Genomic DNA, 26,214 nt, shown 5'->3' with positions numbered 1-26,214 from the left:
GCTTCGTGGAAGGACACCCCCGATGAGGGTGCTGCTGCTGGGCGCCGACGGCTTCATCGGCCGCCGGGTCACCGATCGTCTGCTGATGGACCAGGAGTTGCAGGTGACGGTGCTCGGCCGGCGCGACTCGGCCGACATCCGCTTCGACCTGACCACGGGGAGCCCGGGCGCGCTGGCCCGGTTCCTGGACGCGGTCGCGCCGCAGGTGGTGATCAACTGCGCGGGCGCCACCTACGGCAGCTCGCGCACCCTGATCCGGTCGAACACGCTGGCCGTCGCGACCGTCTGCGAGGCCATCCGGCGCAGCCGGGAGCCGGCCCGGCTGGTGCACGTCGGCTCGGCCGCCGAGTACGGGCCGGTGCCCGGCGGGGTGCCGGTGTCCGAGCAGGCCGAGCCGAGGCCGGTCGGCCCGTACGGGGTGTCCAAGCTGGCCGGGACGGAGCTGGTGCTGGCCTCCGGGCTGGACGCGGCGGTGCTGCGGGTGTTCGACGTGGTGGGCCCGGGGGCGCCGACCGCCTCGCTGTTCGGGCGGCTGGCCGAGGGCCTGCGGCGGGCGCTGGAGCGGGACGAGCACCAGGTGCGGATGCCGGACCTGTCCGGATACCGGGATTTCGTGGACGTGCGGGACGTCGCGCGGGCCATCCAGGCGGCCGCGGTGTCGGCCGCCACGGGGGTGATCAACGTCGGCAGCGGGCACGCCGTGCGGGCCCGGGACGCGGCCCAGCTGCTGGTGCGGGCCTCGGGCTTCGAGGGTCAGATCGTCGAGGAGAACCGGCAGGTCCTGCTGCCCGCGCAGGTCACCGGGGCGGGCGGCGACCACCTGCCCGGCCACCACCTGCCGGGCCACCACGGGTCCGGCCACCACCTGCCGGGGCACCGTCCGGAGGGGCACCGGCCGGAGGGCCGGGCGGTGCCGGGCGAGCCGGTGCCGTGGCGGCAGGCGGACGTGCGCACCGCGCGGGACCGTCTCGGATGGCGGACGCAGGTGCCGCTGGAGGAGTCGCTGGGCGACGTGTGGCTGGAGACGGCCTGCCGGGTGTGAGCGCGCCGCGGGGTGCCCCGGGCCCGTCAACCACGGGCCCGGGGCACCGTCCGGGGGCCCGCCGCCGGTTCCACGATCCGGCGCGGCCCGTCTCGCCCATCGGACGGGCTGTCTCGGAATACCGAGGGGGCGTGACACTGTTGGCCTGGACAGCCACCCGAGTGGCGGAGCGACAACCCCGCATCGCGGCTGGCCATGGCCATCCGAACAAGACACCCATCGGAGTCCCCGTGTCGTTGCCACCCCTGGTCGAGCCGGCCGACGAGCTCACCGTCGATGAGGTCCGCCGGTACTCCCGCCACCTGATCATCCCCGACGTGGGCATGGCCGGGCAGAAGCGGCTGAAGAACGCCAAGGTGCTGTGCGTCGGCGCCGGCGGTCTCGGTTCGCCCGCCCTGCTGTACCTGGCCGCGGCCGGTGTCGGCACGCTGGGCATCGTCGAGTTCGACGTGGTCGACGAGTCCAACCTCCAGCGCCAGATCATCCACGGGCAGTCGGACGTCGGCCGTTCCAAGGCGGAGTCGGCGCGCGACTCGGTCAAGGAGATCAACCCGTACGTCGACGTGGTGCTGCACGAGGAGCGCCTCGACAACTCCAACGTCATGGAGATCTTCTCCGGCTACGACCTGATCGTGGACGGCACCGACAACTTCGCCACCCGCTACCTGGTGAACGACGCCGCGGTGCTGCTCGGCAAGCCGTACGTGTGGGGCTCGATCTACCGCTTCGACGGCCAGGCCAGCGTGTTCTGGGCCGAGCACGGCCCCTGCTACCGCTGCCTCTACCCGGAGGCCCCGCCGCCGGGCATGGTCCCCTCCTGCGCCGAGGGCGGCGTGCTGGGCGTGCTGTGCGCGTCCATCGGCTCGATCCAGGTCAACGAGGCGATCAAGCTGCTGGCCGGCATCGGGGACCCGCTGGTCGGCCGGCTGATGATCTACGACGCCCTGGAGATGAACTACCGCCAGGTGAAGGTCCGCAAGGACCCGAACTGCGCCGTCTGCGGTGAGAACCCGACGGTCACCGAGCTGATCGACTACGAGGCCTTCTGCGGCGTCGTGTCGGAGGAGGCGCAGGCCGCCGCCGCCGGTTCGACCATCACCTCGCAGCAGCTCAAGCAGTGGCAGGACGACGAGGAGGAGATCTACCTCATCGACGTCCGCGAGCCCGGCGAGTACGAGATCGTCAACATCCCCGGCGCGGTGCTGATCCCGAAGAACGAGTTCCTGATGGGCGACGCGCTGGAGAAGCTGCCGCAGGACAGGAAGATCGTGCTGCACTGCAAGTCGGGCGTGCGCTCGGCCGAGGTGCTGGCCGTGGTGAAGGCCGCGGGCTTCGCCAACGCGGTGCACCTGGGCGGCGGCGTGCTCGGCTGGGTGAACCAGATCGAGCCGCACAAGCCGGTCTACTGACCGACGCCCCACCTGGAAGGGCCCGCCGTCCGGCGGGCCCTTTTCCGTGCGCGCGGGGAGGTCCGTGGTGCCCGGGGAGGTCCGTGGTGCCCGGGGCCGTGTCGTGCCCGGGGCGCGGGCTCAGAGCGCGTTCCTGCGCTGGAGCACGTTGTAGGCGATCCAGCCCGGCAGCACCGGCAGCCAGAAGGTGAGCGCCCGGTAGAGGAAGACCGCCGGGGTCGCGATGGTGGGGGAGACGTCGGCGACGGTCAGGGCGCCGATCAGGGCGACCTCGACCGGGCCGATACCGCCGGGGGTGGGGATCGCCGAGCCGGCCGCGTTGGCGGTCAGGAAGACCACCGCGACGGCCGAGAAGCTGACGTCGCCGCCGAAGGCCTGCACCGAGAAGTCCAGGCAGGCGGTGAAGGAGAGGGTCAGCAGCAGGATGCCGCCGAAGCCGGTGACCAGCTTGCTGGGCGTCTGCATCAGGTCGAGCATCCGCGGCACCACGCCGAAGAACAGCGAGCGCAGCCGGCCCAGCACGAACCGGCGCAGCGGCGCGACGGCGGCCACCACCAGGGCGAGCACGGCGGCGCTCAGCACGCCGATGATCACCGCGCGGGAGGCGGAGAGGTCGCCGTTGGTCTGGCTGCCGGTGATCAGGCCGAAGCTGAACAGCAGCAGCAGGTGTCCGGCCAGGCCCGCCAGCTGGGAGGCGCCGACCGAGGCCACCGCCTGGCCGGAGCGGATGCCGGCCTTCTGCAGGTAGCGGGTGTTGAGGGCGATGCCGCCGATCGCGGCGGGGGCGACCAGCTTGACGAAGGAGCCGGCCAGCTGGGCGGCCACCGTGCGCCGGAACGGCAGCCGCTCGGGGACGAAGCCGGTCAGGCTCATCGCGGCGGCGACGTAGCTGAAGGCGGCGGCGACCAGGGCGGCCGCGGCCCAGGCCCAGTTCATCTGGGAGAGCTTCAGCTGGGCCGGCTTGATGGTGGTCAGCGCCAGGTAGGCCGCGAAGGTCAGCGCGATCACCATGATCAGGCTCTTCGGCTTCAGCCGTTCCAGCTTGACCGGGGCCATCGGGGCCTCGGGGGCGATCTGGAGGATCTGGCCGCGGATGCGGCTCAGCAGGTCCTCGCCGGCCACCGCGATGTCCTCCTCGGCCTGCTGCTGGGTGCGCTCGCCGGCCGCGACCTGCTCCAGCGCCCTGGCCCGGGCGGCGGCCTTGCGCTCCTTGGTGAGCTTGGCGAGGTCGACCCGGGTGGAGCGGCTCATCCCGACCGGCTGGAGCAGCGGCAGCGCCTGGGCGACCCGCTCGGCGCCGAGCACCGCGTTGGCGGTGGCGACGGCGCGCTCCGGGCCGATCCGCAGCGCGAAGGTGGTGAGCAGCTGGGCGACGTCGATGCGCAGCGTCAGGTCGGTGGCGGCGATGTCGCCGCCGGAGAGGTTGACCAGGCAGCCGGTGCGCCCTTCCACCACCAGCAGCGACTCGCCGGTGAGCCGGCGGTGGGCGATCCGGCGCTCGTGCAGGGCGGCCACCGACTGCCAGATCGAGGCCATCACCCGGTCGCTGACCTCCTCGTCGGCCAGCTCGTCCAGGGTGCGGCCCTCGACGTTCTCGTACACCAGGATCGCGGCGTCCGGGCCGAGCTCGGAGGTGGCGACCAGCTGCGGCGCGCGGGCGCCCGAGGCGGCCGCCGCGTACGCGATCAGGGCCTCCTGCTCCAGTGCCTGGCGCAGCGACTGGGGGCTGCGGCGCACCGCGACCGAGCGCAGCCGCAGCCGCCGCCAGGCCCGGTAGAAGAAGCCGGAGGCCTGCTGCTCGCGGTCGATGATGTGCACGTCCAGCGGGGGCCCGCCCTGCTGGGTGACGTGGTAGCGGCGGGTGCCGCCGGGGGCGTCGGGGGCGCGCACGGCGCCGGCCGGGGTGAAGCCGACCTTGCGCAGGCCGATCAGCAGGTGCTGGCCGGTGGGCCGGATGTTGGGGGAGCCGATCGCGTACAGCGTGCCGTAGGCGACGGACCAGCCGATCAGCACGGTGAGCATCAGCGACAGCGGGGTGGTGTAGCCGCCGAGCAGCTCGGTGACCCCGCTGAAGATCACCACCACCCACAGGGCGACCCGCCAGCGCGGTCTGCTCGACATGCCGACGGCCGTCATGTAGGCGATCACCGGGGCGAGGTAGCCGTGCACCGGGTCGGTGAGGGTGCCGTTGCTGTCCATGGGCAGCCTGGTCAGCGCGTCCCGGATGTGCTCGGAGGCGCCCTCGGCGACCCACCAGTCGATGCCGAGCGAGACGCCGTACGCCAGCACCGAGGCGAGCACGCCGTCCGCGACCCGCAGGCCGTCGCGTTTGATCAGCCGCTCGACGGCGAAGGCCAGCGGCACGGCGAGCACCGCGACGCTGGAGAGCAGGCCGGTGATGGTGGAGAACACCGCGGAGAAGTGCGGCGCGTTGGAGGCGATGTCCTGTTCGATGCCGGTGGTGGTCGAGGTGGCGATGCCGCCCAGCACGAAGACGGCGACTATGCCGAGGACGCCGGCCACGAAGCGGATCAGGTCGGACGGGCGGTGCGCGCGGGCGGCGAGCAGCGGCTCGTCGACGTCCAGGTGCGGGGCCTCGTCCAGCGGGTCGTGGTCCCCGGGCAGGGCGGCGGGGGCCGCCGGGGCCTTCGGGTGGCCGTTCGCCGGCTCGGGGGCCGCCGGCTCGGCGGCCGTGGGCTCGGGGATGGCCGGCTCCCGGGCCGCGGTGGTCTCGGCCGGGGGCGGGCCGGGCTGTTCGGGGGCCTTCGCGGGTGCGGGGGTCTTGATCGTCCGGTCCTTGATCAGGGAGACTTCCGGCGTCGGCCCCGGTTCGGGCCGGCCCTCACTCTCGTTCCCGGGCGCCGACGGCACGGCGGCGGCGGACTCGTCGGAGTCCTCGTCCACGCCCACGTCAGCCGTCCCGGTCATCTGGTCTTGTCCTCGTATCACCACTCACCGCCCCGAAGATGGTGGCATGCCCCGGCGCCCCGTGCGGGACAGGGGGCGGATCGGGCGCGGCGGATCGTACGCACCGGGCCACGCGAGCGGCCCAGTAGGGAAGAATGCCGCAGGTGACGGACGCAACACACGACGGTCTTCCGGACGCCCTGCCGCCGTTCGCCGAACTGGTGCTCGACCTGACCGAGCGGATTCCACCCGGCCGGGTGATGACCTACGGCGACGTCGCCGAATACCTCGGCCAGGGCGGCCCCCGGCAGGTCGGCCGGGTGATGGCACTGTACGGCGGATCGGTGCCCTGGTGGCGGGTCATCCGCGCCGACGGCCGCCTGCTGCCCGGCCACGAACAGCGCGCCCTCGCCCACTACGGCGACGAGGGCACCCCGCTGCGCGAACTCGCCGACCCGCCCCGGGTCGACCTCGGGCGGGCCCGCTGGGACGGCGAGGAAGGCTAGGGCCGGTCTTCCCGAAAACGCCGCGCGGACGGGAATGACGGGGCAGGATCGTAGGCTCGGTACGGGCGGGCCCGCCGGGCCCGCCCCCGCCGTGCCCCACCGTTCGACCCCAGGACCAGTTCGTGAGCTCCCCCTACCGGCTCGTGCGCAGCCCGCTCGTCCAGCCCGACCCACCCGTGCTGGACGCCTACCAGCGCGCCGTGGTCGAGCACGCCGGCGGGCCGCTGCTGGTGCTGGCCGGACCGGGCACGGGCAAGACCACCACCCTCGTCGAAGCGGTCGCCCGCCGGATCGAGGACGGCACCGACCCCGAGCGGATCCTCGTCCTCACCTTCAGCCGCAAGGCCGCGACCGAACTGCGCGACCGGATGTCCGGCCGCCTCGGCGGCTCGGCCGCCGCCCCGCAGGCCACCACCTTCCACTCCTTCTGCTACGCCCTGCTGCGCGCCCACCAGGACCCGGAGGACTACGCCGAGCCGCTGCGACTGCTCTCCGGCCCCGAGCAGGACGTCATGGTCCGCGAACTGCTCGCCGGCGGCGCCGAGGACGCCAAGCACGGCAGCACCCGCATCGAGTGGCCACTGGACCTGCGGGCCTGCCTGACCACCCGCGGCTTCGCCGACGAGGTCCGCGCCGTCCTCGCCCGCAGCCGCGAACTCGGCCTCGGCGAAGCCGAACTCGAACGCTTCGCCCAGGGCGTCCAGCGCCCCGACTGGGCCGCCGCCGCGCACTTCCTGGCCGACTACCTCGACGTCCTCGACCTGCGCGGCGTCCTCGACTACGCCGAACTCGTCCACCGCGCCGTCCTGCTCGCCGAACGCCCCGACGTCGGCGAGCAGCTGCGCCGGCGCTACGAGGTCGTATTCGTCGACGAGTACCAGGACACCGACCCCTCCCAGGTCCGACTGCTGCGCCAGCTGGCCGGCGGCGGGCGCGACCTCGTCGCCGTCGGCGACCCCGACCAGTCGATCTACGCCTTCCGCGGCGCCGACATCAACGGCATCCTCGACTTCCCGCAGACCTTCCGGCAGGCCGACGGCAGCCCCGCCGAGGTCAAGGTGCTGCGGGTCTCCCGCCGCTCCGGCGCCGTCCTGCTCGCCGCCTCCCGGGAAGTCGCCCGCCGGATGCCGATGGGCCGGCTGCCCGCCGACAAACTCGCCCAGCACCGCGCCCTGCTGCCCTCCCGCGAGGGCGGCAGGGTCGAGGTCTACACCTACCCGACCCCCGGCGCCGAACTCGACTCGATCGCCGACCTGCTGCGCCGCGCCCACTTGGAGGACGGCGTGCCCTGGGGCGAGATGGCCGTGCTGGTGCGGGCCGGCGCCCGCTCCATCCCCGGCGTGCGGCGGGCGCTCGGCGCGGCCGGCGTCCCCCTGGAGATCGACGGCGACGACCTGCCGCTGCGCGAGGAACCGGCCGTCGCCCAGCTGCTGCTCGCCCTGCGGGCCTGCGCCGAACAGGCCGCCCGGGACAAGCAGGGCGACCCGGACGCCCCCGACCCGCTCACCACCGACCTGGCGCACGCCCTGCTCACCGGCCCGCTCGGCGGCCTCGACGGCTCCGACCTGCGCCGGCTCGGCCGCGCCCTGCGCGAGGAGGAACGCGCCGCGCTGCGCGCCGACGCCAGGGCCGGTCTCGGCCCCGCCGCCGTCCCGCGACCGGCCGGCGAACTGATCCGCGAGGCCCTCGCCGAACCCGAGCGCCTCGTCGCCCTCGACCCCGCGCACGCCCGCCGCGCCCGCGACCTCGGCACCCTGTTGCGCAAGGTCCGCGAACAGCTGGCCGGCGGCTGCACCGCCGAGGAGGCGCTCTGGGAGCTGTGGGACGGCAGCCGCCGCTGGCGCGAGCGACTGGAACGGGCCGCCCTGCGCGGCGGCGCGGCCGGCCGCAACGCCGACCGCGACCTGGACGCCCTGTGCGCCCTGTTCGAGACCGCCGCCCGGGCCGAGGAGCAGGTCACCGGCCACCGCAGCGCCCTGGACCTGCTCGCCGAACTCGAAGCCCAGGACATCGCCGCCGACACCCTCACCGTCCGGGCCGTGCGCCCCGAGGCGGTGCGCCTGATGACCGCCCACCGCTCCAAGGGCCTGGAGTGGCGCCTGGTCGTGGTGGCCGGCGTCCAGGACGGCCTCTGGCCCGACCTGCGCCGCCGCGGCTCCCTGCTGGAAGCCGACCGGATCGGCCGCGACGGCCTCGCCGAACCGCTCTCCCCGGGCGCCCTGCTCGGCGAGGAGCGCCGGCTCTTCTACGTCGCCGCGACCCGCGCCAGGGAACGGCTGATCGTCACCGCCGTCAAGGCCCCCGCCGACGACGGCGACGAACCGTCCCGGTTCCTGCGCGAGCTCTACCGCGAGGACGTCGACCCCAGGACCGGCAGGACGGTCCGCCGCACCCCGCCGGTCACCGTCGAGGACGTCACCCACCGCCCGCGCCGCCCGCTGTCCGTCGCCGCGCTGGTCGCCGAACTGCGCGCCGTCACCGTCGACCCCGCCCGCTCGCCCGAACTGCGCCGCGCCGCCGCCGAACGCCTCGCCACCCTCGCCGCCGCCACCGACGAGGACGGCCAGCCGCTGGTCCCCGTCGCCCGGCCCGAACGCTGGTGGGGCCTGGACGACCCCACCGCCGCCCCCGAGCCGCTGCGCAGCGCCGATCTGCCCGTCCGGTTGTCCGGCAGCGGGCTGGAACAGCTGGAGAGCTGCTCCCTCCAGTGGTTCCTGGACAAGGAGGTCAAGGCCCGCGGCGCCGGCTCGGCCGCCCAGGGCTTCGGCAACGTGGTGCACGCCCTCGCCGACGAGGTCGGCTCCGGCCGCACCCCCGCCGACCTCGCCGTGCTCATGGAACGGCTGGACACCGTCTGGGACGCGCTGGCCTTCGACGCGCCCTGGAAGTCCCAGCAGGAGAAGACCGAGGCCCGCGCCGCCCTGGAGCGCTTCCTCAACTGGCACGTCCTGGAGCGCGGCCGGGACCTCGTCGCCACCGAGCACGGCTTCGACGTCACCCTCGACGTCGGCGGCGTCGCGGTGCGCATCCGCGGCTCGATGGACCGGGTGGAGAAGGACGCGGCCGGGCGCGCCTACGTGGTCGACTTCAAGACCGGCAAGCAGATACCCACCGACAAGTCGCTGCCCGAGCACAAGCAGCTCGCCGTCTACCAGCTCGCCGTCCGGGCCGGCGCCCTCAACGAGCTGCCCGGCTTCCCCGGCCACCCGCCGGACACCGGCGGCGCCGAACTGGTCCACCTGCGCGAACCCGCCGCCAAGGCCGCCCAGGACGCCCCCAAGGTGCAGCGGCAGGAACCGCCCGAGGGCGAGCCCTGGATCGAGAACCTGCTCGCCGAGGCCGCCGGCAAGGTCCTCGCCGAGCGCTTCGTCCCGCAGACCGGCGGCGGCTGCGACCGCTGCGCCTTCCGCGCCAGCTGCTCCGCCCAGCGCGACGGCGCCCAGCTCGTCGAGTAGGGCCCGTCCGGCGCGGCCCGCCCGACGGGCCCTCGGAGTCGGGCGGGCAACGGCCGGGCGAGGTTTGTCCGCCGCTCCGGTTACGGTTGCGGGGTGACCGCCGTGCTCAGCCATCCCGACCAGCTCAAGGAGCTGCTGGGGATCCCGTTCAACCGGGAGCAGATGGCGGCCATCGGCGCCCCCCTGGAACCGGCCGTGATCGTGGCCGGCGCCGGCTCCGGCAAGACCACCGTGATGGCCGCCCGCGTGGTCTGGCTGGTCGGCTCCGGCGCCGTACGGCCCGAGGAGGTGCTCGGCCTCACCTTCACCAACAAGGCCGCCGGCGAGCTCTCCGAACGCGTGCGCGCCTCCCTGCTGAGGGCCGGGGTGGCCGACCGGGACACAGCCGAGCCGCTCGGCGACCCGGAGATCTCCACCTACCACGCCTTCGCCGGCCGGCTGCTCAAGGAGCACGGCCTGCGGATCGGCATCGAGCCGGACGTCCGGCTGCTCGCCGACGCCACCCGCTTCCAGCTCGCCGCCAAGGTGCTGCGCACCGCCCGCGGCCCGTTCCCCGCCCTCACCGGCACCTTCGCCAACCTGGTCGCCGACCTGACCGCGCTGGACGGCGAACTCGCCGAGCACCTGGTCGAGCCGCGGGCGCTGCGCGAGTTCGACGAGCGGCTGCTGGACACCCTCGCCACCGTCAAGCTGACCAACGACGACCTGCGGGCCGTCCCCGCCACCGCCCGGGCCCGGCTGGAACTGCTGCGCCTCGTCGAGGACTACCGGCGCCGCAAGCGCTCCGCCGGGCTGATGGACTTCGGCGACCAGATCGCCGCCGCCGCCCGCCTGGCCCAGCAGCGCCCGGAGGTCGGCGAGCTGCTGCGCGGCCAGTTCAAGGTGGTGCTGCTGGACGAGTACCAGGACACCTCGGTCGCCCAGCGGCTGATGCTCGCCGGACTCTTCGGCGCCGGGCCCGACGGCGCCTCCGCGGACGGCGCCGCTACGGACGGCACCTCCGTGAAGGGCACCGGCAGCGGACACCCGGTGACCGCCGTCGGCGACCCCTGCCAGGCGATCTACGGCTGGCGCGGCGCCTCCGTGGCCAACCTCGACGAGTTCCCCCGGCACTTCCCGAAGGCCGACGGCCGCCCCGCCACCCGCTACGCGCTCAGCGAGAACCGCCGCAGCGGCGGCCGGCTGCTCGCCTTCGCCAACGAACTCGCCGCCCCGCTGCGGGAGATGCACGAGGGCGTGGAGGCGCTGCGCCCGGCCCCCGGCGCCGAGCTGGACGGCTACGTGCGGGCGGCGCTGCTGCCCACCCACACCGAGGAGATCGACTGGCTGGCCGACTCGATCGCGCACCTGGTGCGCACCGGGACCGCGCCCGGCCGGATCGCCGTGCTGTGCCGCGGCGGCGCGGCCTTCCCGGACGTCCACGCCGCGCTGGTCGCCCGTCAGGTGCCGGTCGAGGTGGTGGGCCTCGGCGGACTGCTGCAGCTGCCCGAGGTGGCCGACCTGGTGGCGGTCTGCGAGGTGCTGCAGGACCCGACCGCCAACGCCGCGCTGGTGCGCCTGCTGATCGGCCCGCGCTGGCGGATCGGCCCGCGCGACCTCGCGCTGCTCGGCCGCCGGGCCGCCGACCTGGTGCGCACCGACCGGCCCGAGGGCGTCGAGGCGCTGGCCGCGGCGGTCGCCGAGACGGACCCGACCGAGGTGGTGTCGCTGGCCGACGCGCTGGAGACCTTCCTCACCGCCCCGACCGGCGAGGAGGGCGACCGGTCGGACGAGCTGCCGTTCTCCGCCGAGGCGCGGGTGCGCTTCGCCCGCCTCGCCCAGGAGTTGCGCGACCTGCGCCGCTCGCTCGCCGACCCGCTGATGGACGTGCTGCACCGGGTGCTGTCCGTCACCGGTCTCGAGGTCGAACTCGCCGCCTCCCCGCAGGCCCTGGCCGCCCGGCGGCGGGAGACCCTGCACGCCTTCCTGGACGTCGCCGCCTCCTTCGCCGACCTCGACGGCGACCCGGGCCTCGCCGCCTTCCTCGGCTTCCTGCGCGCCGCCCAGGAGTACGAGCGCGGCCTGGACAGCAGCCTGCCCGGCGGGGAGGACACCGTGAAGGTGCTCACCGCGCACAAGTCCAAGGGTCTGGAGTGGGACGTGGTGGCCGTCCCCGGCCTGGTGCGGGGCGCGTTCCCCTCGTCGAGCCCGCGCGAACGCTGGACGAGCACCAAGCGGGTGCTCCCGCACGCCCTGCGCGGCGACGCCGGAACTCTGCCCGACGTGCGCGGCGGGTGGAACGGGAAGTCGATGACGGCGTTCAAGAAGGAGCTGGCCGAGCACTCCGGAGTCGAGGAACTGCGCCTGGGCTACGTGGCGTTCACCCGGCCCCGGTCGCTGCTGCTGGCCTCCGGGCACTGGTGGGGGCCGAGCCAGAAGACCGTCCGCGGCCCGTCCGCCTTCCTGGAGCGGCTGCGCGAGCACTGCGAGCGGCCCGGCGCGGGCGAGGTCGAGCACTGGGCCGAGCAGCCGGAGAAGGGCGCCGAGAACCCGGCGCTGGCCGCCCCCGTCGAGCGCCCCTGGCCGCTGCCGCTGGACCCGGCCGCCCAGCACGCCCGCCGCCGGGTCGCCGAGGTGGTGCGCGGGCGGATCGCCGGGGCGCCCGCCGCCGAGGCCGAGGAGCTGGCCCCCGAGGACCAGCGCCAGGTCGCCTCCTGGGACCGCGATCTGACCGCGCTGCTCGGCGAGTTGGAGCGCTCCCGGCGCACCGCGCGGGACGTTCCGCTGCCCGCCGCGCTGTCCGCCACCCAGCTGCTGCGGCTGGCCGCCGACCCGGACGGCTTCGCGCACGAGCTGGCCCGTCCGATGCCGCGCCCCCCGCAGCCGGCGGCCCGGCGCGGCACCCGCTTCCACGCCTGGGTGCAGTCCCGGATCGAGCCGCTGCTGCTGGTCGAGCCCGGCGCGCTGCCCGGGGCCGACGACGACGGCATCGAGGACGAGCAGGACCTGGAGCGGCTCAAGGAGGCGTTCCTGCGCACCCCGTACGCCCAGCGCAAGCCCCACCGGGTGGAGGCGCCGTTCCAGCTGGTGCTGGCGGGACGGGTGGTGCGGGGCCGGATCGACGCGGTCTACCGGGAGGATGACGCGTTGTCGGAATCCGGTGGTGCGTCACGCTACGAAGTGGTGGACTGGAAGACCCACCGGGAGGAGACCGCCGACCCGTTGCAGCTCGCGGTCTACCGGCTGGCCTGGGCCGAGCACGCGGGCGTCGATCCCGAGCAGGTCACGGCTTCCTTCCTGTACGTCCGCAGCGGCCGGATCGTCCGTCCGGCAGGACTTCCCGACCGAAAAGAGTTGGAACGGCTCCTGATCGGGAACAGTGACTATTGAGTCACGCAGAGCGTCCAAGTCATCACGCCAGTGCCCGAAACCTGTGCGTCGTGCACGTTTCGCGCCTATTGTGGGGTCGGTAACCGGTCAACCCCCGAGCTCCGGCCGCCAGCGAGGCCAGCATTCCCTAACCCTCAGTCATCACCGCAGGTGCCCTCGGGCATCGGCGTCTTCTGCTGGAGAGACCGAAGTTGAGCGCGACCGGATGGATCAGAGAGCGGTTCACCGGGCCGACACCGGGGCCCGCTCCGCGCGCGACCGGCACCTGGCCGAGGACGGCGCTGGCGCTGCCGTTCCTCGGCATGGTGCTGATCGTGGCCCTCGACTACCTCAGCGGCACCGAGGTGACGGTCGAACCGGCCCTCACCGCCGTACCCGCGCTGGCCGCCGTGGTCAGCCGCCGAACCTGGTACCCGCTCGCCATCGGTCTGGGCACCGAGGCGGCGGCCTTCCTGATGGCCTTCCGCAGTGACACGCTCGGCGAGTCCGTGCACGCCGCCAGCGTCGTCGCGATCCTGCTCGTCGCCGCGATCGGCTGGGTCAGCGCCACCCTGAGACTGCGCCAGGAACGGGCGCTGGCCGACGCCCAGCTGGTCGCCTCGATCGCCCGCCGGGTACTGCTGCGGCCCGTCCCCGAGCGGGTCGGCACCGTCCGGGCGGCCGTCCACTACGAGGCCGCCGCCGCGCACGCCCGGATCGGCGGCGACCTCTACGAGGTGGTCAACACCCGGCACGGGGTGCGGGCCGTGGTCGGGGACGTGCGCGGCAAGGGTCTCGGCGCGGTGGAGACGGCCGCCGCCGTGCTCGGCGCCTTCCGCGAGGCCGCCCACCAGGAGGCCGCCCTGGACCGGGTGGCGGGCTGGCTGGCCGTCAGCCTCGACCGCTCCCTGCACGAGAACGACCACCCCGGCGTGGAGGAGGAGTTCGTCACCCTGGTGCTGATCGGCGTCGGGCCCGACGGCGCCGCCGAGATCGTCAACTGCGGCCACCCCGCCCCGCTGCTGCTGCGCGGCGGGGAGGTCCGCCCGCTCGAACTCGCCGAGACCGTACCGCCGCTGGGCGTCCTCGACCCGGCCGACGTCCGCCCGCCGGTGCACCGGCTGCCGCTCCAGGGCGACGACCGGGTCCTGCTGTTCACCGACGGGGTGATCGAGGCCCGCGACCGCGCGGGCGTCTTCTACCCGCTCGCCGAACGGCTCCCGCACTGCGCCGACGGCCGCCCGGCCGACGTCCTGCGGCGCCTGCACGAGGACGTGGTGCGCCACGTCGGGCGCCAGCTCGGCGACGACGCGGCCATGCTGCTGCTCCAGTTCGAACCCCCGCCCGCGGTCGGGCCGGGGCAGCCGCCGGCCGCCGCCACCGTCCACCTCCCGCAGCAGGCCGGGGTCCTGACGCGCCCGTAGGGCCGGTCCGCCCGCGGCCCGTCCTACAGCGACACCTCGACCAGCAGCGGACGGTGGTCCGACACCGCCGCGCGCGGCGCCGCCGCCGGGCCGACCGCCGTACGCGGCACACCGATCGCCAGCACGTGGTCGAACTGCACCGCGGGCCGGTGCGAGGGGTAGGTCGGCGTGCGCGCCAGGTCGTACCAGCCCTGCAGGCGGGGGCGCGGCTCGCGCACCCGGCGCCGGCGCGACTCGGCCAGGGCCGGCCGGGCCCGCCGCGCCGCCCGCAGCTCGCGCACCCGCGCCCGCGGCGCGGTGCGCTCCAGTGCCGTCGCCCCGCCGAGCACCGTGCGGGGCACGGCCCCGATCAGGTTGAAGTCGCCCAGCACCAGGTACGGCCGCGGCAGGTCGGCGATCCAGCGCCGGATGCCGGCCAGCTGCGCCATGTTCCAGCCGGGGACGAAGGACAGGTGCGTCGCCACCACGGTGAACGGCCCGCGGTCGCCCTCCAGGACGGCCGCCAGCGCCGCCCGCGGCTCGTCCGGCACCTGGGTCAGCCCGCGCCGCCCGGCCACCCGCAGCGGCAGCCCGAACGGCGCCGGGGCGAACCGCCGGGCCCGCCAGTGCCGCACCGGAAGCCGCGTCAGCAGCGCCGTCCCGTACGAGGGCGGGGCGTCGTCGCCCACCTCGCCCGGCCCGTACACCCGCAGTCCGTTCGGGGCGGCCGGCTCCGGCACCCAGCCCGCGACCTGCGCCGGGCGGCCGTGCAGCGCGGCGGCGAAGCGCCAGTCCTTGGCGCCCATCGCCGCGGCCGCCACCGCCGCCTGGTCGGTGCCGCCGGAGCGCGACTGGTGGCGGTCCACCTCCTGGAGCGCCAGCACGTCGGCGTCCAGCGCGGCCACCGCCTCGGCCAAGGGCCCGCCGGCGTCGGACGGGTAGGGCCGCGGGGCGCCGTCCGGGGCGAGCGGCTGGCCGTGCAACAGGTTGAAGGTGGCGATGCGCAAGTGGCTCACACCGCATGACGGTACCCGCTCCTCCGGCCGGGTGGGCGCGGCTTGAGACGGTGGAGCATACCGGGTATACATACTCGGTATGTCCATCCGTCACGGTCTGCTCGCCCTGCTCGACCAGGGCCCGCGCTACGGCTACCAGCTGCGCACCGAGTTCGAGGCGCGCACCGGCGCCACCTGGCCGCTCAACGTCGGGCAGGTCTACACCACACTGTCGAGACTGGAACGCGACGGGCTGGTCGAGCCCGCCGGGGAGGACGACGAGGGCCACCAGTTCTACGCCGCCACCGACGCCGGCCGGGACGAGCTGCGGACCTGGTTCGACACCCCGGTGCCGCGGACCAACCCCCCGCGCGACGAACTGGCGATCAAGCTCGCCATGGCGGTGACCGTCCCGGGGGTGGACGTCTCCGCCGTCGTCCAGGGCCAGCGCCGGCACAGCATCAAGGCGCTCCAGGACTACACCCGGCTCAAGGGCCGCGCCCTCGCGGGGGAGAAGCGCCCCGGCGTGATGCCCTCCGACAGCAACGACCTGGCCTGGCTGCTCGTCCTCGACCAGCTCATCTTCCAGACCGAAGCGGAGATCCGCTGGCTAGACCACTGCGAGACCCGCCTCGCCCAGCAGGCCGAACTCCTGCAGGCCCGCACCGCCGAGGCCACCCGCACCGCCGAGGCCGCCCGCGGCGGCGCCGCGCCCGTCAAGCGCGGCCGCCGCCTGCGCGCCTGAGCCCCCGCGGCACCCGAACCACCAGGCTCGGCCCCGACGCCGAGCGCACACCCAGCACAAGGGGGGAATCCATGTCCCACACCCAAGACGCCCGGCAGACACCGGTGCTCCACCTGGAGAACGTCACCCGCGTCCACGGCCACGGCGCCGCCGAGGTCCAGGCCCTGCGCGGCGTCGACCTCAAGGTCCACCCCGGCGAGTTCGTCGCCGTCATGGGCCCCTCCGGCTCCGGCAAGTCGACCCTGCTCACCCTGGCCGGCGGCCTCGACACCCCCAGCGGCGGCCGGGTCCTGGTCGAGGGCGTCGCGCTGGGCGAACTCAACCGCAAGAAGCTCGCCCAGGTCCGCCGCCGCTCCGTCGGCTACGTCTTCCAGGACTACAACCTGATCCCCGCGCTCACCGCCGCGGAGAACATCTCGCTGCCGCGCGAACTCGACGGGCTGTCCACCCGCGCCGCCCGCCGCGAGGCCCTCGCCGCCCTGGAGGAACTCGGCATCCCCGAGCTCGCCGACCGCTTCCCCGACGACATGTCCGGCGGCCAGCAGCAGCGCGTCGCCATCGCCCGCGCCCTGATCGGCGACCGCCGCCTCGTCCTCGCCGACGAACCCACCGGCGCCCTCGACTCCACCACCGGCGAGGCCGTCCTCGCCGTCCTGCGCGCCCGCTGCGACGCCGGCGCCGCCGCCATGATGGTCACCCACGAGGCCCGGCACGCCGCCTGGGCCGACCGGGTCGTCTTCCTGCGCGACGGCCGGATGGTCGACGAGTCCGCCAGCCAGGACGCCGCCAGCCTGCTCGTCAGCGCCGCCACCAACAGCCTGAAGGTGGACGAGTGAACCTCAGCGCCTGGCGGGTGGCCCTGCGCATCGCCCGCCGCGACGCCCTGCGCGCCAAGGGCCGCAGCGCCCTCGTCATCGCCATGGTCGCCCTGCCCGTCCTCGGCGTCACCGGCGCCGACGTGGTCTTCCGCAGCGCCGAACTCACCCCCGCCGAACACGCGACGCGGGTCATGGGCCAGACCGCGGGCGAACTCCAGATGGTCGACCGCGGCTCCTCCGTCAAGCAGGCGCCCGACCCCGACAAGGGCTTCACCATCCACGACCCCAAGGACGAGGCCAAGGAGGGCCAAGCCCCCGTCCACACCCCCGCACAGCAGCGCGCCCTGGACACCCACCCCGCCGAACTGGGCCGCCAACTGCTCCCGCCCGGCGCCGTCCTGGTGCCCGAACGCTCCGGCCCGTACACCGCGGCGAGCAGCACCGAAGGCCTGCTCAGCACCCGGGTCAGCGAGGCCGACCTGGCCGACCCGGCCTGGCGCGGCCGGATCGATCTGATCAAGGGCCGCGCCCCCGCGAACGACACCGAGGCCGCCGTCACCTCGGACTTCCTCAAGCGCTCCGGCCTCAGGATCGGCGACAAGACCGCCGTGCGCGGACTGGAGTCCATCCCCTTCACCATCACCGGCGTCTACGAGTACCCCGGCGAACTGCGGGCCACCGAACTCACCGCCCGCCCCGGCGCCGTCCTGGAGCAACTCTCCAAGACCCCCGGCGCCGCGACCGGCCGCGACGCCGGCACCGACCCCAGCCGCTGGCTGGTCAAGCTCCCGGACGGCGCCGCGCTCGACTGGAACAAGGTCAAGGAGCTCAACCAGTACGGCTTCGCCGTGACCTCCCGAGCCGTGCTGCTCGACCCGCCGGCCCGCGCCGACGTCCCCTACTACGTCGACGCCAAGACCGACGACGGCGCACAGACCAGCTACTTCAACCGCACCGACGTCGTCATCCTCGCCACCGTCGCCGGCATGGCCCTGCTGGAGATCGTCCTCCTCGCCGGCCCCGCCTTCGCCGTCGGCGCCCGGCGCTCCCGGCGCCAGCTCGGGCTGCTCGCCGCCGCCGGCGGCGAGCGCGCCAACGTCCGTGCGGTCGTCCTCGGCGGCGGCGTCGTCCTCGGCCTCACCGGCGCCCTGATCGGCCTCGGCCTCGGCGTCGTCCTGGTGGTCCTGCTGCGCACCCGGGCCGAGGAGTACTCCGGCCAGCGCTTCGCCCACTTCGCCGTGACACCGCTCGACCTGCTCGGCATCCTCCTGGTCGGCCTCGTCACCGGCCTGCTGGCCGCCGTGGTGCCCGCCGTCCAGGCCTCCCGCCAGGACGTCGTCGCCGCGCTCACCGGCCGCGACACGCTCAAGCCGCCGAGCCCCAAGCTCGCCGTCCTGGGCCTGCTGATGCTCGCCGGCGGCGCGGCCCTGGCCCTGTTCGGCGCCACCCGCGGCGTCGGCAACCGCAGCTTCTCCGTCCTCGCCGGCTCGGCCCTCGCCGAACTCGGCATGGTCGCCCTCGTGCCGTACCTGGTCGGCCTCTTCGGCCGGCTCGGCCGCTGGCTCCCGCTCGGCCCCCGGCTCGCCCTGCGCGACTCGGTGCGCCACCGCGGCCGCACCGCGCCCGCCGTGGCCGCCGTGATGGCCGCCGTCGCCGGCTCCGTCGCGGTCAGCGTCTACATCGCCAGCTACGAGGAGCAGTACCGGCGCGAGTACGTCGCCTCCGGCCCCAACGGCGCCGTCATCCTCGGCAGCGGCTGGATGATCGGCGCCGACGGCAAGCTGCTGCCGCAGATGCGCGAGACCGTCGAACGCAGCATCCCCGACCTCGGCCCGCGCGCCGACGTCCAGCGCGTCCAGCCCAGGACCGACTGCGGCGAGGGCACCTTCTGCGGCTCCCTCAGCGTCCAACCGCCCAAGGAGGACCGCTGCCCCGCCTACCTCCCGGACAGCGGACTCTCCTCCCAGGAGTACGACCGGGTCGTCGGCAGCGACAAGCGCTGCCAGACCAACCACCGCCAGGGCAGCACCTACAGCCCGGTGACGGCCGGCGACGCCACCCTGCTGCGCAACCTCTACGGCGTCACCGACCAGCGCGCCGCCCAGGCCCTCGCGGCCGGCAAGGCCGTGGTCTTCGACACCCGCTACCTCAAGGACGGCAAGGTCGCCCTCCAGCAGACCACCGCGGCCGCCGACGAGGGCGCCATCGGCGCCCGCAGCAAGCCGGTCGTCACCGAGATCGCCGTGGACGCCGTCTACGCCGAGCCCGCCGTGGCCGCCCCGGCCCAGGCCGTGATCAGCCCCGCCACCGCCGCCCGGCTCGGCTTCTCGACCGCCCCGGCCGGCTCGGTCTGGCTGCCCGCCGCGATGCCCACCGACGCCGCCCAGCAGAAGGTCGACGGCGCGCTGGCCAAGCTCACCGACCACGAGGTGCTCAAGATCGAACGCGGCTACGAGTCCCCGGCCGGACTCATCCAGTTCGGCCTGAACGTCTTCGCCGCCATCGTCGCCCTCGGCGCGGCCGGCATCGCCACCGGACTGGCCGCCGCCGACTCCCAGCGCGACCTCTCCACCCTCGCGGCGGTCGGCGCCGAACCCCGCATCCGGCGCTCGCTGTCCGGCTTCCAGTGCGGCGTGATCGCCGCCATGGGCGCCCTGCTCGGCGCGGTCTGCGGCGTGGTGCCCGGGGTGGCGCTGCGCAAGGTCGAGGCCGCGGCCGGCATCTACCCCGGGATGAGCCCCGAGGAGATCGCCAGCAAGAGCGCCCTGGTCTTCCCGTGGCCGACCATCGCCGCCACCGTGCTGCTGCTGCCACTGCTCGCGGCCGGCCTCGCGGCCCTGATGACCCGTTCGCGGATCACCCTGCTGCGCCGCTCCGGCTGAGCCCGGCGGACCCGTCCGTCACCTCCGCCGTCACCCGGGTCGTCACCCCGTCCGTCACCCCCGTCGCGCGCCTCGTCCGCGGCGGGGGTGACGCATGTTACAGGGCCGGGGGCGCCCGGCAGCCGGACGGCCGGGGCGGGCACCCGCACGGGCGAACTACAGTCGTCGGTATGACGAGAACCCCGGACAGCGTCGTCCGCTCCTACATCGACCGGCACCAGGCCGCCTTCCTCGCCGACCTCTCCGAGTGGCTGGCCATCCCCTCGGTCTCCGCCGAACCGGACCGGGCCGGCGACGTGCGGCGCTCGGCCGAGTGGCTGGCCGCCAAGCTGGGCGAGACCGGCTTCCCGGTGGCCGAGGTGTGGGAGACCGACGGACTGCCGGCGGTGTTCGCCGAGTGGCCCTCCGGGGACCCGGCCGCGCCGACCGTCCTGGTCTACGGGCACCACGACGTGCAGCCCGCGGCGCGGGAGGACGGCTGGGAGACCGAGCCGTTCACCCCGACCGTGGTCGACGGCCGGCTGTACGCGCGCGGCGCCGCCGACGACAAGGGCCAGGTGTTCTTCCACACCCTGGGCGTGCGCGCCCACCTGGCCGCCACCGGCCGCACCGCGCCGGCCGTCAACCTCAAGCTGCTGATCGAGGGCGAGGAGGAGTCCGGCTCGCCGAACTTCGCCGAGCTGGTCCGGCGCGAGGCCGGTCGGCTGGCCGCCGACGTGGTCGTCATCTCGGACACCGGCATGTGGTCCGCGACCACGCCGACCGTCTGCACCGGCATGCGCGGCCTGGCCGACGCCCAGATCGACCTGTACGGGCCGGACACCGACATCCACTCCGGCTCCTTCGGCGGCGCCGTCCCCAACCCGGCCCAGGTCGCGGCCGAGCTGGCCGCCGCCCTGCACGACGCCGACCGCAAGGTCGCGATCCCGGGCTTCTACGAGGGCGTCGTCGAGCTGACCGAGACCGAGCGCGAGCTGTTCGCCGAGCTGCCCTTCGACGAGGAGCAGTGGCTGAGGGTCGCCAAGTCGTACGGCACCCGCGGCGAGGCCGGCTACTCCACCCTGGAGCGGATCTGGGCCCGCCCGACCGCCGAGGTCAACGGCATCTGGGGCGGCTACACCGGCCCCGGCGGCAAGACCATCGTCCCCGCCTCCGCGCACCTCAAGCTGTCCTTCCGGCTGGTCGCCGGACAGGAGGTGGAGAAGGTCCGCGAGGCGGTGTCGGCCTGGGTGGCCGAGCGGGTGCCCGCGGGTATCCGGTACGAACTGGTCTTCCCGGGCGCGACCCGGCCCTGCCTGACCCCGCTGGACCACCCGGCGCTCCAGTCCACCGTCCGGGCGATGGGGCGGGCCTTCGAACAGAAGATCCTGTTCACCCGCGAGGGTGGCTCCGGCCCCGCCGCCGACCTCCAGGACGTGCTGGGCGCGCCGGTGCTGTTCCTCGGCATCTCGGTTCCCTCGGACGGCTGGCACTCGGTCAACGAGAAGGTCGAGCTGGACCTGCTGGCCAAGGGCGTGGAGACCGCCGCGTACCTCTGGGGCGACCTGGCCGAGAACTTCCGGCCGGGGGCATGACCCCCGCCGCCCGCACCATGCCAGCCAGATCACTCATCCGGATGATTCACCACGTGGGGATGGAACAGACGTGAGCACCGTGCCTGAGACCGAGCGCCCGCTGCCCCTGGCTCTGGCCCGGTCCGGGGTGGACCGGGCGGCCGAACACCGCCTCGACGAGCCCTGGCTGGCGGCGGCCTGGAGCCACCCGAGCACCCGGGTCCTGCCGATCGCCGGCGGCGAGGCGTTCGTGGTCGACACCGCGCAGGGCACCGAACTCGTTCTGATGCCCTCCTTCGAGGCGCCGCAGACCGGCGACCGGTACTTCCTCGGCACCGACGAGCAGGGCGTCTCGTACTTCGCGCTGGCCGGCGAGAGCCTGCCCGGGCGCCTGGACGGCGACGCCCGCCCGGCCGGGCTGCGCGAGGTCGGCGGGCTGCTGTCCGACCGGGACGCCGGGCTGCTGGTGCACGCGGTGGCGCTGGAGCACTGGCACCGGCTGCACAGCTTCTGCTCGCGCTGCGGGCACCCGACCGAGAAGGCCGGCGCCGGGCACGTGCGGCGCTGCACCTCCTGCGCGGCCGAGCACTACCCGCGCACCGACCCGGCGGTGATCATGGTGATCACCGACGAGCAGGACCGCTGCCTGCTCGGCCGCCAGGCCCTGTGGCCGGAGGGCCGCTGGTCCACGCTGGCCGGCTTCGTCGAGCCGGGGGAGTCGATCGAGCAGGCGGTGGCCCGCGAGGTGCACGAGGAGGCGGGCGTGCGGGTCGGCGAGGTGCGCTACGTCGCCAGCCAGCCCTGGCCGTTCCCGTCCAGCCTGATGCTCGGTTTCCTGGGCAAGGCGCTGCCCGGCGGCACCGAGATCACCGTGGACGGCGAGGAGCTGGCCGAGGCGCGCTGGTTCTCCCGCGAGGAGCTGCGGGCCGGGATGGAGGCGGGCGAGATCCTGCCGCCGTCCGGGATCTCGATCGCCCGGCACCTGGTCGAGCTCTGGTACGGCGAACCGCTGCCCTCGGCGGCGCGCTGGTAGGTCCGCGGGCGCGGGTGGGTCCGCGTGCGCCGCGGCTGACCGGGGCATCGGCGGCTGCGCGGGGCGTCGGCGGGCTGCGCGGTGCGCCGGCAGCCCGCCGGAAATGGCCGGTACGAAACGCGTCGTAGGAAACGGATCGTAGGAAACGGCTCGGGTGAAAGGGGGCGCGTGGCAAATTCAACGCGCCCCCCTTTTTCTCTCCGATCCCATCCCGCATTCGCCACGACCCGCTGTTCGTATCCGGACGGGCCAGTTCTGCTACCAGGAGGGGCCTGTGCGGGCCCGTTGTCAACCCGCACGGACGATATTGCCGGAAACCGCTGAAACCGGCTCGCCGTGCTCGCTACATTCACGAGGGTGACAATCCCCCGGGGCACCGCCCAATCCCCCAAATACCAGCGCCTCGCCGCCGACCTGCGCCGCAGGATCGCCGAGGGCGAGTTCACCGCCGACGCCGCCCTGCCGGTCGAGAGCGAACTGGAGCGCCAGTACGGCGTCGCCCGCAACACCGTCCGGCTCGCCGTCGACGTCCTGGTCAACGAGGGCCGCCTGGTCCGCCTCCAGGGCAAGGGCACCTACCTGCGCGAACACCCCGTCCTGGACCACCGCGCCTACGGGCCCGGCCTCACCCCCGCGCCGCGCGACTGCCTCGCCGCGCCCTCCGCCGTCTACCTCGGCGAAGCCGCCGAGGCCGGACGGGAACTCGGCACCGACTTCGAGATGATGATCGTCCGGGCCCGGGTGGACATCGCCGAACGGCTCGGACTGCGCCCCGGCGAGGCCATCGTGGTCCGCCGCCAGCTGCGGCTGCTCGACCGCGAGCCGTACTCCATCGAGGAGAGCCACTACCGGGCCGGCCTCGCCGCCGGCACCCCGCTGATGGAACCCGACCCCGTCGAGGGCGGCGACGAGGCCGTGCTCGCCACCCTCGGACGCGTCGAGATCGGAGCCGTCGACCACCTGGTCGCGCGGATGCCCGGCCCCGAGGAGGCCCAGTGGTTCCAGGGCGGCCCCGGTGTGCCGCTGATGGTGCAGACCCGCGTCACCTACGACCGGCGCGGGCCCGTCAGGGTCATCGAGACCCGCTACTCGGCCGACCGCAGCCGGCTCGTCTACGGGGTCGGCGACCTCGGCGCCCGCACCACCCTGCCCGCCCCCGCCACGCCCGTCGACCCGGCCCGGGCCGACGCGCCGTGACGCGCGGCGGCCCTCGGCGGCCCGGGCCCGGTGCGCGCGGGCCCGGGCCCGGCGGACTCAGGCCGCCAGGGCCTTCTTGACCTGCAGCAGGCTCGGGTTCGTCATCACGACCTGCTCGCCGCCGCCGGCCGGCGTCACCAGCACCGTCGGAACGGTCTGGTTGCCGTTGTTCACCGACTCGACGAAGGACGCCGACGCCGGGTCCTCCTCGATGTTGATCTCGGTGTAGCCGATGCCTTCACGCTCCAGCTGGCTCTTGAGTCGGTTGCAGTACCCACACCAGGTCGTGCTGTACATCGTCACGGTGCCGGACATCGAGGGGGCTCCTTCGAAAGAGAGGTGCGTACGGTCTCCGGAGGCAACGTCCACCGTGCGGCGGGCATTCCGGCACCCCGTCGACCGTCGTGCGGAGCGATCATCCTGCGATCGCACCGGGCCTGTGGACAACCCCGTCCGCGATGTCCCACCGGGCTGAGAGGATGGAACGCATGCAGGAAGACCTCTTGAGCGGCAGCCCCTACGACGGCCCCCACGGCTCCCCCTGGGCCGACCCCGGCGCCGCCACGGGCCCGGACGCCGTGCTCGCCGGGCTCGACCCCGAGCAGCGCGCCGTCGCCACCGCCCTGCAGGGCCCCGTCTGCGTCCTGGCCGGCGCCGGAACCGGCAAGACCCGCGCCATCACCCACCGGATCGCCTACGGCGTGCGCAGCGGCGTCTACCACCCCCAGCAGGTCCTCGCCGTCACCTTCACCGCCCGCGCCGCCGGCGAGATGCGCGGCCGGCTGCGCCAGCTCGGCGCCGACGGCGTCCAGGCCCGCACCTTCCACGCCGCCGCGCTGCGCCAGCTCCAGTACTTCTGGCCGCGCGCCGTCGGCGGCCCCGTCCCCCAGCTCCTGGAACGCAAGGTCCAACTGGTCGCCGAGGCGGCCGGCCGCTGCGGCCTGCGCGTCCAGCGCACCGAACTGCGCGACCTCACCGCCGAGATCGAATGGGCCAAGGTCACCCAGATCGCCCCCGAGGACTACCCGGTGGCCGTCGCCAAGTCCGGCCGCGAGGCCCCCCGCGACCCGGCCGAGACCGCCCAGGTCTACCGCGTCTACGAGGAGACCAAGAGCCGCCGCGGCAGCATCGACTTCGAGGACGTCCTGCTGCTCACCGCCGCCATCCTGGAGGACCGCCCGGACATCGCCGACCAGGTCCGCTCCCAGTACCGGCACTTCACCGTCGACGAGTACCAGGACGTCTCCCCGCTCCAGCAGCGCCTGCTCGACCAGTGGACCGGCCCCGACGGCGGCGCCAGCCTCTGCGTCGTCGGCGACGCCAGCCAGACCATCTACTCCTTCACCGGCGCCACCCCCGACTACCTGCTCAACTTCCGCAACCGGCACCCCGGGGCCACCGTGGTCAAGCTGGTCCGCGACTACCGCTCCACCCCCCAGGTCGTCCACCTCGCCAACGGGCTGCTCGCCCAGGCCCGCGGCGAGGCCGCCCGCCACCGCCTGGAGCTGGTCTCCCAGCGCGAGGCCGGCCCCGAACCCGTCTACACCGAGTACGAGGACGAGCCCACCGAGGCCGAGACCACCGCCCGCCGGATCAGGGAACTCCTCGCCGCCGGCGTGCGCGCCAGCGAGATCGCGGTGCTGTTCCGCACCAACGGGCAGTCCGAGGTCTACGAGCAGGCCCTCGCCGACCTCGACATCCCCTACCAGCTCAAGGGCGCCGAACGGTTCTTCGAACGCCCCGAGGTCCGGGACGCCGGCGTACTGCTGCGCGGCGCCGCCCGGGCCGCCTCCGACCCGCTCACCGACGGCGCCCCCGACCTGGCCGGTCAGGTTCGCGCGGTCCTGGCCACCCGCGGCTTCACCGCCGAGCCCCCGGCCGGCTCCGGCGCCGTCCGCGACCGCTGGGAGTCGCTGGCCGCCCTCGTCCGGCTGGCCGAGGAGTTCGAACGCACCCGCACCGCGGCCGGCCAGGACACCGACCTCGCCGCCTACGTCACCGAACTGGACGCCCGCGCCGCGGCCCAGCACGCCCCGGCCGTCGAGGGCGTCACGCTCGCCTCGCTGCACGCCGCCAAGGGCCTCGAATGGGACGCCGTCTTCCTGGTCGGCCTCACCGAGGGCACCCTGCCGATCATCTACGCCAAGACCGACGAACAGGTCGAGGAGGAACGCCGCCTCCTCTACGTCGGCGTCACCCGCGCCCGCAAGCACCTCACCCTCTCCTGGGCACTCTCCCGCTCCCCGGGCGGCCGGGCCAGCCGCAAGCCCAGCCGCTTCCTGGACGGGCTGCGCCCCGGCTCCGCCGCCCCCGGCGCGCGCACCGGCGCGCGCGGCGGGCGAGGGGGCGTCGAGCCCGGCGAGCGCTCCGCCGCGCGGCGGGTCCGCGGACCGGTCAAGTGCCGGGTCTGCGACAAGGCGCTCACCGACGCCGTCGAGCGCAAGCTGCGCCGCTGCGAGAGCTGCCCGTCCACGATGGACGAGGGGCTGTACGAGCGGCTGCGCGAGTGGCGGGCCCGGCAGGCGAAGAAGCAGGGCGCGCCGGCCTACGTGGTGTTCACCGACGCCACGCTGATGGCGATCGCCGAGGACGTGCCCGCGGACCGCGGGGAGCTGGCCGCGATCTCCGGGGTCGGCGCCATGAAGCTGGACAAGTACGGGGCGGCCGTGCTCTCGTTGTGTGCGGGGGAGGAGCCCGAGGAGGATCCGGACGACGTCGAGGACGGCGGTTCGGCCGATCCGGCGTGAGCCGGTCCGGGCGCGGTCCAGGGGGCCGCTTCGAGGGTTTCGGAACCCGTTGTGTGACGCGCCGAAGAACTCGCGTGAAAAATAGTTTGCGCCGCGTACCGGGAGCGCAATAGCCTGCCGGAGCGGTCAAGGGGACGCGGTCGCACGGGGTGAAACCTGTGCTGACGCCCCTCG

At 74.6% G+C, this 26,214-nt stretch carries 16 protein-coding genes; 13 read left to right on the top strand and 3 right to left on the bottom strand.

Annotation, left to right across the window (positions count from 1 at the left end; genetic code table 11):
- Positions 1 to 22: 22 nt before the first annotated feature.
- Positions 23 to 1,042 carry an NAD-dependent epimerase/dehydratase family protein gene (locus tag ACFWP2_RS05660; protein WP_380448605.1) on the top strand — a complete coding sequence of 340 codons (1,020 nt, stop codon included), beginning with the start codon at positions 23 to 25 and terminating at the stop codon, positions 1,040 to 1,042.
- 230 nt (positions 1,043 to 1,272) lie between these two features.
- Positions 1,273 to 2,451 carry an adenylyltransferase/sulfurtransferase MoeZ gene (gene moeZ, locus ACFWP2_RS05655; protein ID WP_380448603.1) on the top strand — a complete coding sequence of 393 codons (1,179 nt, stop codon included), beginning with the start codon at positions 1,273 to 1,275 and terminating at the stop codon, positions 2,449 to 2,451.
- A 120-nt stretch (positions 2,452 to 2,571) separates the two neighbouring features.
- Here moeZ and ACFWP2_RS05650 read toward each other — a convergent pair whose 3' ends face one another.
- Complete coding sequence (locus ACFWP2_RS05650; RefSeq protein WP_380448601.1) at positions 2,572 to 5,379, bottom strand: flippase-like domain-containing protein; 2,808 nt, start codon at positions 5,377 to 5,379, stop codon at positions 2,572 to 2,574.
- 134 nt (positions 5,380 to 5,513) lie between these two features.
- On the opposite strand from ACFWP2_RS05650, the gene ACFWP2_RS05645 reads away from it, so the two are divergent.
- The 4 genes from ACFWP2_RS05645 to ACFWP2_RS05630 all read left to right on the top strand — a co-directional run bounded on the left by ACFWP2_RS05645 (position 5,514) and on the right by ACFWP2_RS05630 (position 14,091).
- Positions 5,514 to 5,864 carry an MGMT family protein gene (locus ACFWP2_RS05645; RefSeq protein ID WP_380448599.1) on the top strand — a complete coding sequence of 117 codons (351 nt, stop codon included), beginning with the start codon at positions 5,514 to 5,516 and terminating at the stop codon, positions 5,862 to 5,864.
- Positions 5,865 to 5,986: 122 nt separating this feature from the next.
- Complete coding sequence (locus ACFWP2_RS05640) at positions 5,987 to 9,319, top strand: ATP-dependent helicase (RefSeq protein WP_380448597.1); 3,333 nt, start codon at positions 5,987 to 5,989, stop codon at positions 9,317 to 9,319.
- A 93-nt stretch (positions 9,320 to 9,412) separates the two neighbouring features.
- Positions 9,413 to 12,688, top strand: coding sequence for a UvrD-helicase domain-containing protein (locus tag ACFWP2_RS05635; protein WP_380448595.1), 3,276 nt, complete (start codon positions 9,413 to 9,415; stop codon positions 12,686 to 12,688).
- Positions 12,689 to 12,879: 191 nt separating this feature from the next.
- Entirely contained in the window at positions 12,880 to 14,091 is a 1,212-nt protein-coding gene (locus ACFWP2_RS05630) for a PP2C family protein-serine/threonine phosphatase (RefSeq protein ID WP_380448593.1), read from the top strand.
- A gap of 23 nt (positions 14,092 to 14,114) precedes the next feature.
- On the opposite strand, the gene ACFWP2_RS05625 is transcribed toward ACFWP2_RS05630, so the two are convergent.
- Positions 14,115 to 15,086, bottom strand: a complete 972-nt coding sequence (locus ACFWP2_RS05625) for an endonuclease/exonuclease/phosphatase family protein (protein WP_380448591.1) — start codon at positions 15,084 to 15,086, stop codon at positions 14,115 to 14,117.
- 79 nt (positions 15,087 to 15,165) lie between these two features.
- On the opposite strand from ACFWP2_RS05625, the gene ACFWP2_RS05620 reads away from it, so the two are divergent.
- From ACFWP2_RS05620 to ACFWP2_RS05595, 6 genes are all read left to right on the top strand, one after another.
- Complete coding sequence (locus ACFWP2_RS05620; RefSeq protein ID WP_380448589.1) at positions 15,166 to 15,810, top strand: PadR family transcriptional regulator; 645 nt, start codon at positions 15,166 to 15,168, stop codon at positions 15,808 to 15,810.
- A 71-nt stretch (positions 15,811 to 15,881) separates the two neighbouring features.
- A complete protein-coding gene (locus tag ACFWP2_RS05615; protein ID WP_380448587.1) occupies positions 15,882 to 16,646 on the top strand; it encodes an ABC transporter ATP-binding protein in 765 nt (254 codons plus the stop codon).
- Positions 16,643 to 19,510 carry an FtsX-like permease family protein gene (locus ACFWP2_RS05610; protein ID WP_380448585.1) on the top strand — a complete coding sequence of 956 codons (2,868 nt, stop codon included), beginning with the start codon at positions 16,643 to 16,645 and terminating at the stop codon, positions 19,508 to 19,510. Before ACFWP2_RS05615 ends, ACFWP2_RS05610 begins: the two co-directional genes overlap by 4 nt.
- A gap of 170 nt (positions 19,511 to 19,680) precedes the next feature.
- Positions 19,681 to 21,084, top strand: a complete 1,404-nt coding sequence (locus tag ACFWP2_RS05605) for a dipeptidase (protein WP_380448583.1) — start codon at positions 19,681 to 19,683, stop codon at positions 21,082 to 21,084.
- Positions 21,085 to 21,154: 70 nt separating this feature from the next.
- Positions 21,155 to 22,096 carry an NAD(+) diphosphatase gene (nudC, locus tag ACFWP2_RS05600; protein WP_380448581.1) on the top strand — a complete coding sequence of 314 codons (942 nt, stop codon included), beginning with the start codon at positions 21,155 to 21,157 and terminating at the stop codon, positions 22,094 to 22,096.
- A gap of 357 nt (positions 22,097 to 22,453) precedes the next feature.
- Positions 22,454 to 23,293, top strand: a complete 840-nt coding sequence (locus tag ACFWP2_RS05595; RefSeq protein ID WP_380448579.1) for a GntR family transcriptional regulator — start codon at positions 22,454 to 22,456, stop codon at positions 23,291 to 23,293.
- Between the two features lie 57 nt (positions 23,294 to 23,350).
- Here the strand turns inward: ACFWP2_RS05595 and ACFWP2_RS05590 are convergent, their stop codons facing one another.
- Positions 23,351 to 23,608, bottom strand: coding sequence for a mycoredoxin (locus tag ACFWP2_RS05590; RefSeq protein ID WP_224285395.1), 258 nt, complete (start codon positions 23,606 to 23,608; stop codon positions 23,351 to 23,353).
- A gap of 164 nt (positions 23,609 to 23,772) precedes the next feature.
- Between ACFWP2_RS05590 and ACFWP2_RS05585 the strand changes: the two genes are divergently transcribed.
- On the top strand, positions 23,773 to 26,040 hold the full coding sequence (locus ACFWP2_RS05585) for an ATP-dependent DNA helicase UvrD2 (protein ID WP_380448576.1): 2,268 nt from the start codon (positions 23,773 to 23,775) through the stop codon (positions 26,038 to 26,040).
- The last annotated feature ends 174 nt before the right edge of the window (positions 26,041 to 26,214 follow it).

Origin of the sequence: Kitasatospora sp. NPDC058444 (assembly GCF_042721415.1) — a bacterium.
Lineage (GTDB): Bacteria > Actinomycetota > Actinomycetes > Streptomycetales > Streptomycetaceae > Kitasatospora.
Note: the sequence above shows the minus strand (reverse complement) of the source record. Positions and strands in the feature narration are given on the sequence as shown.

Excerpts from the sequence above, each read along its gene's own strand:
- ACFWP2_RS05590 (WP_224285395.1), bottom strand. The coding sequence starts at position 23,608 with ATGTCCGGCACCGTGACGATGTACAGCACGACCTGGTGTGGGTACTGC.
- ACFWP2_RS05605 (WP_380448583.1), top strand. The coding sequence starts at position 19,681 with ATGACGAGAACCCCGGACAGCGTCGTCCGCTCCTACATCGACCGGCAC.
- ACFWP2_RS05615 (WP_380448587.1), top strand. The coding sequence starts at position 15,882 with ATGTCCCACACCCAAGACGCCCGGCAGACACCGGTGCTCCACCTGGAG.
- ACFWP2_RS05585 (WP_380448576.1), top strand. The coding sequence starts at position 23,773 with ATGGAACGCATGCAGGAAGACCTCTTGAGCGGCAGCCCCTACGACGGC.
- ACFWP2_RS05660 (WP_380448605.1), top strand. The coding sequence starts at position 23 with ATGAGGGTGCTGCTGCTGGGCGCCGACGGCTTCATCGGCCGCCGGGTC.
- ACFWP2_RS05650 (WP_380448601.1), bottom strand. The coding sequence starts at position 5,379 with ATGACCGGGACGGCTGACGTGGGCGTGGACGAGGACTCCGACGAGTCC.
- ACFWP2_RS05645 (WP_380448599.1), top strand. The coding sequence starts at position 5,514 with ATGCCGCAGGTGACGGACGCAACACACGACGGTCTTCCGGACGCCCTG.
- ACFWP2_RS05620 (WP_380448589.1), top strand. The coding sequence starts at position 15,166 with ATGTCCATCCGTCACGGTCTGCTCGCCCTGCTCGACCAGGGCCCGCGC.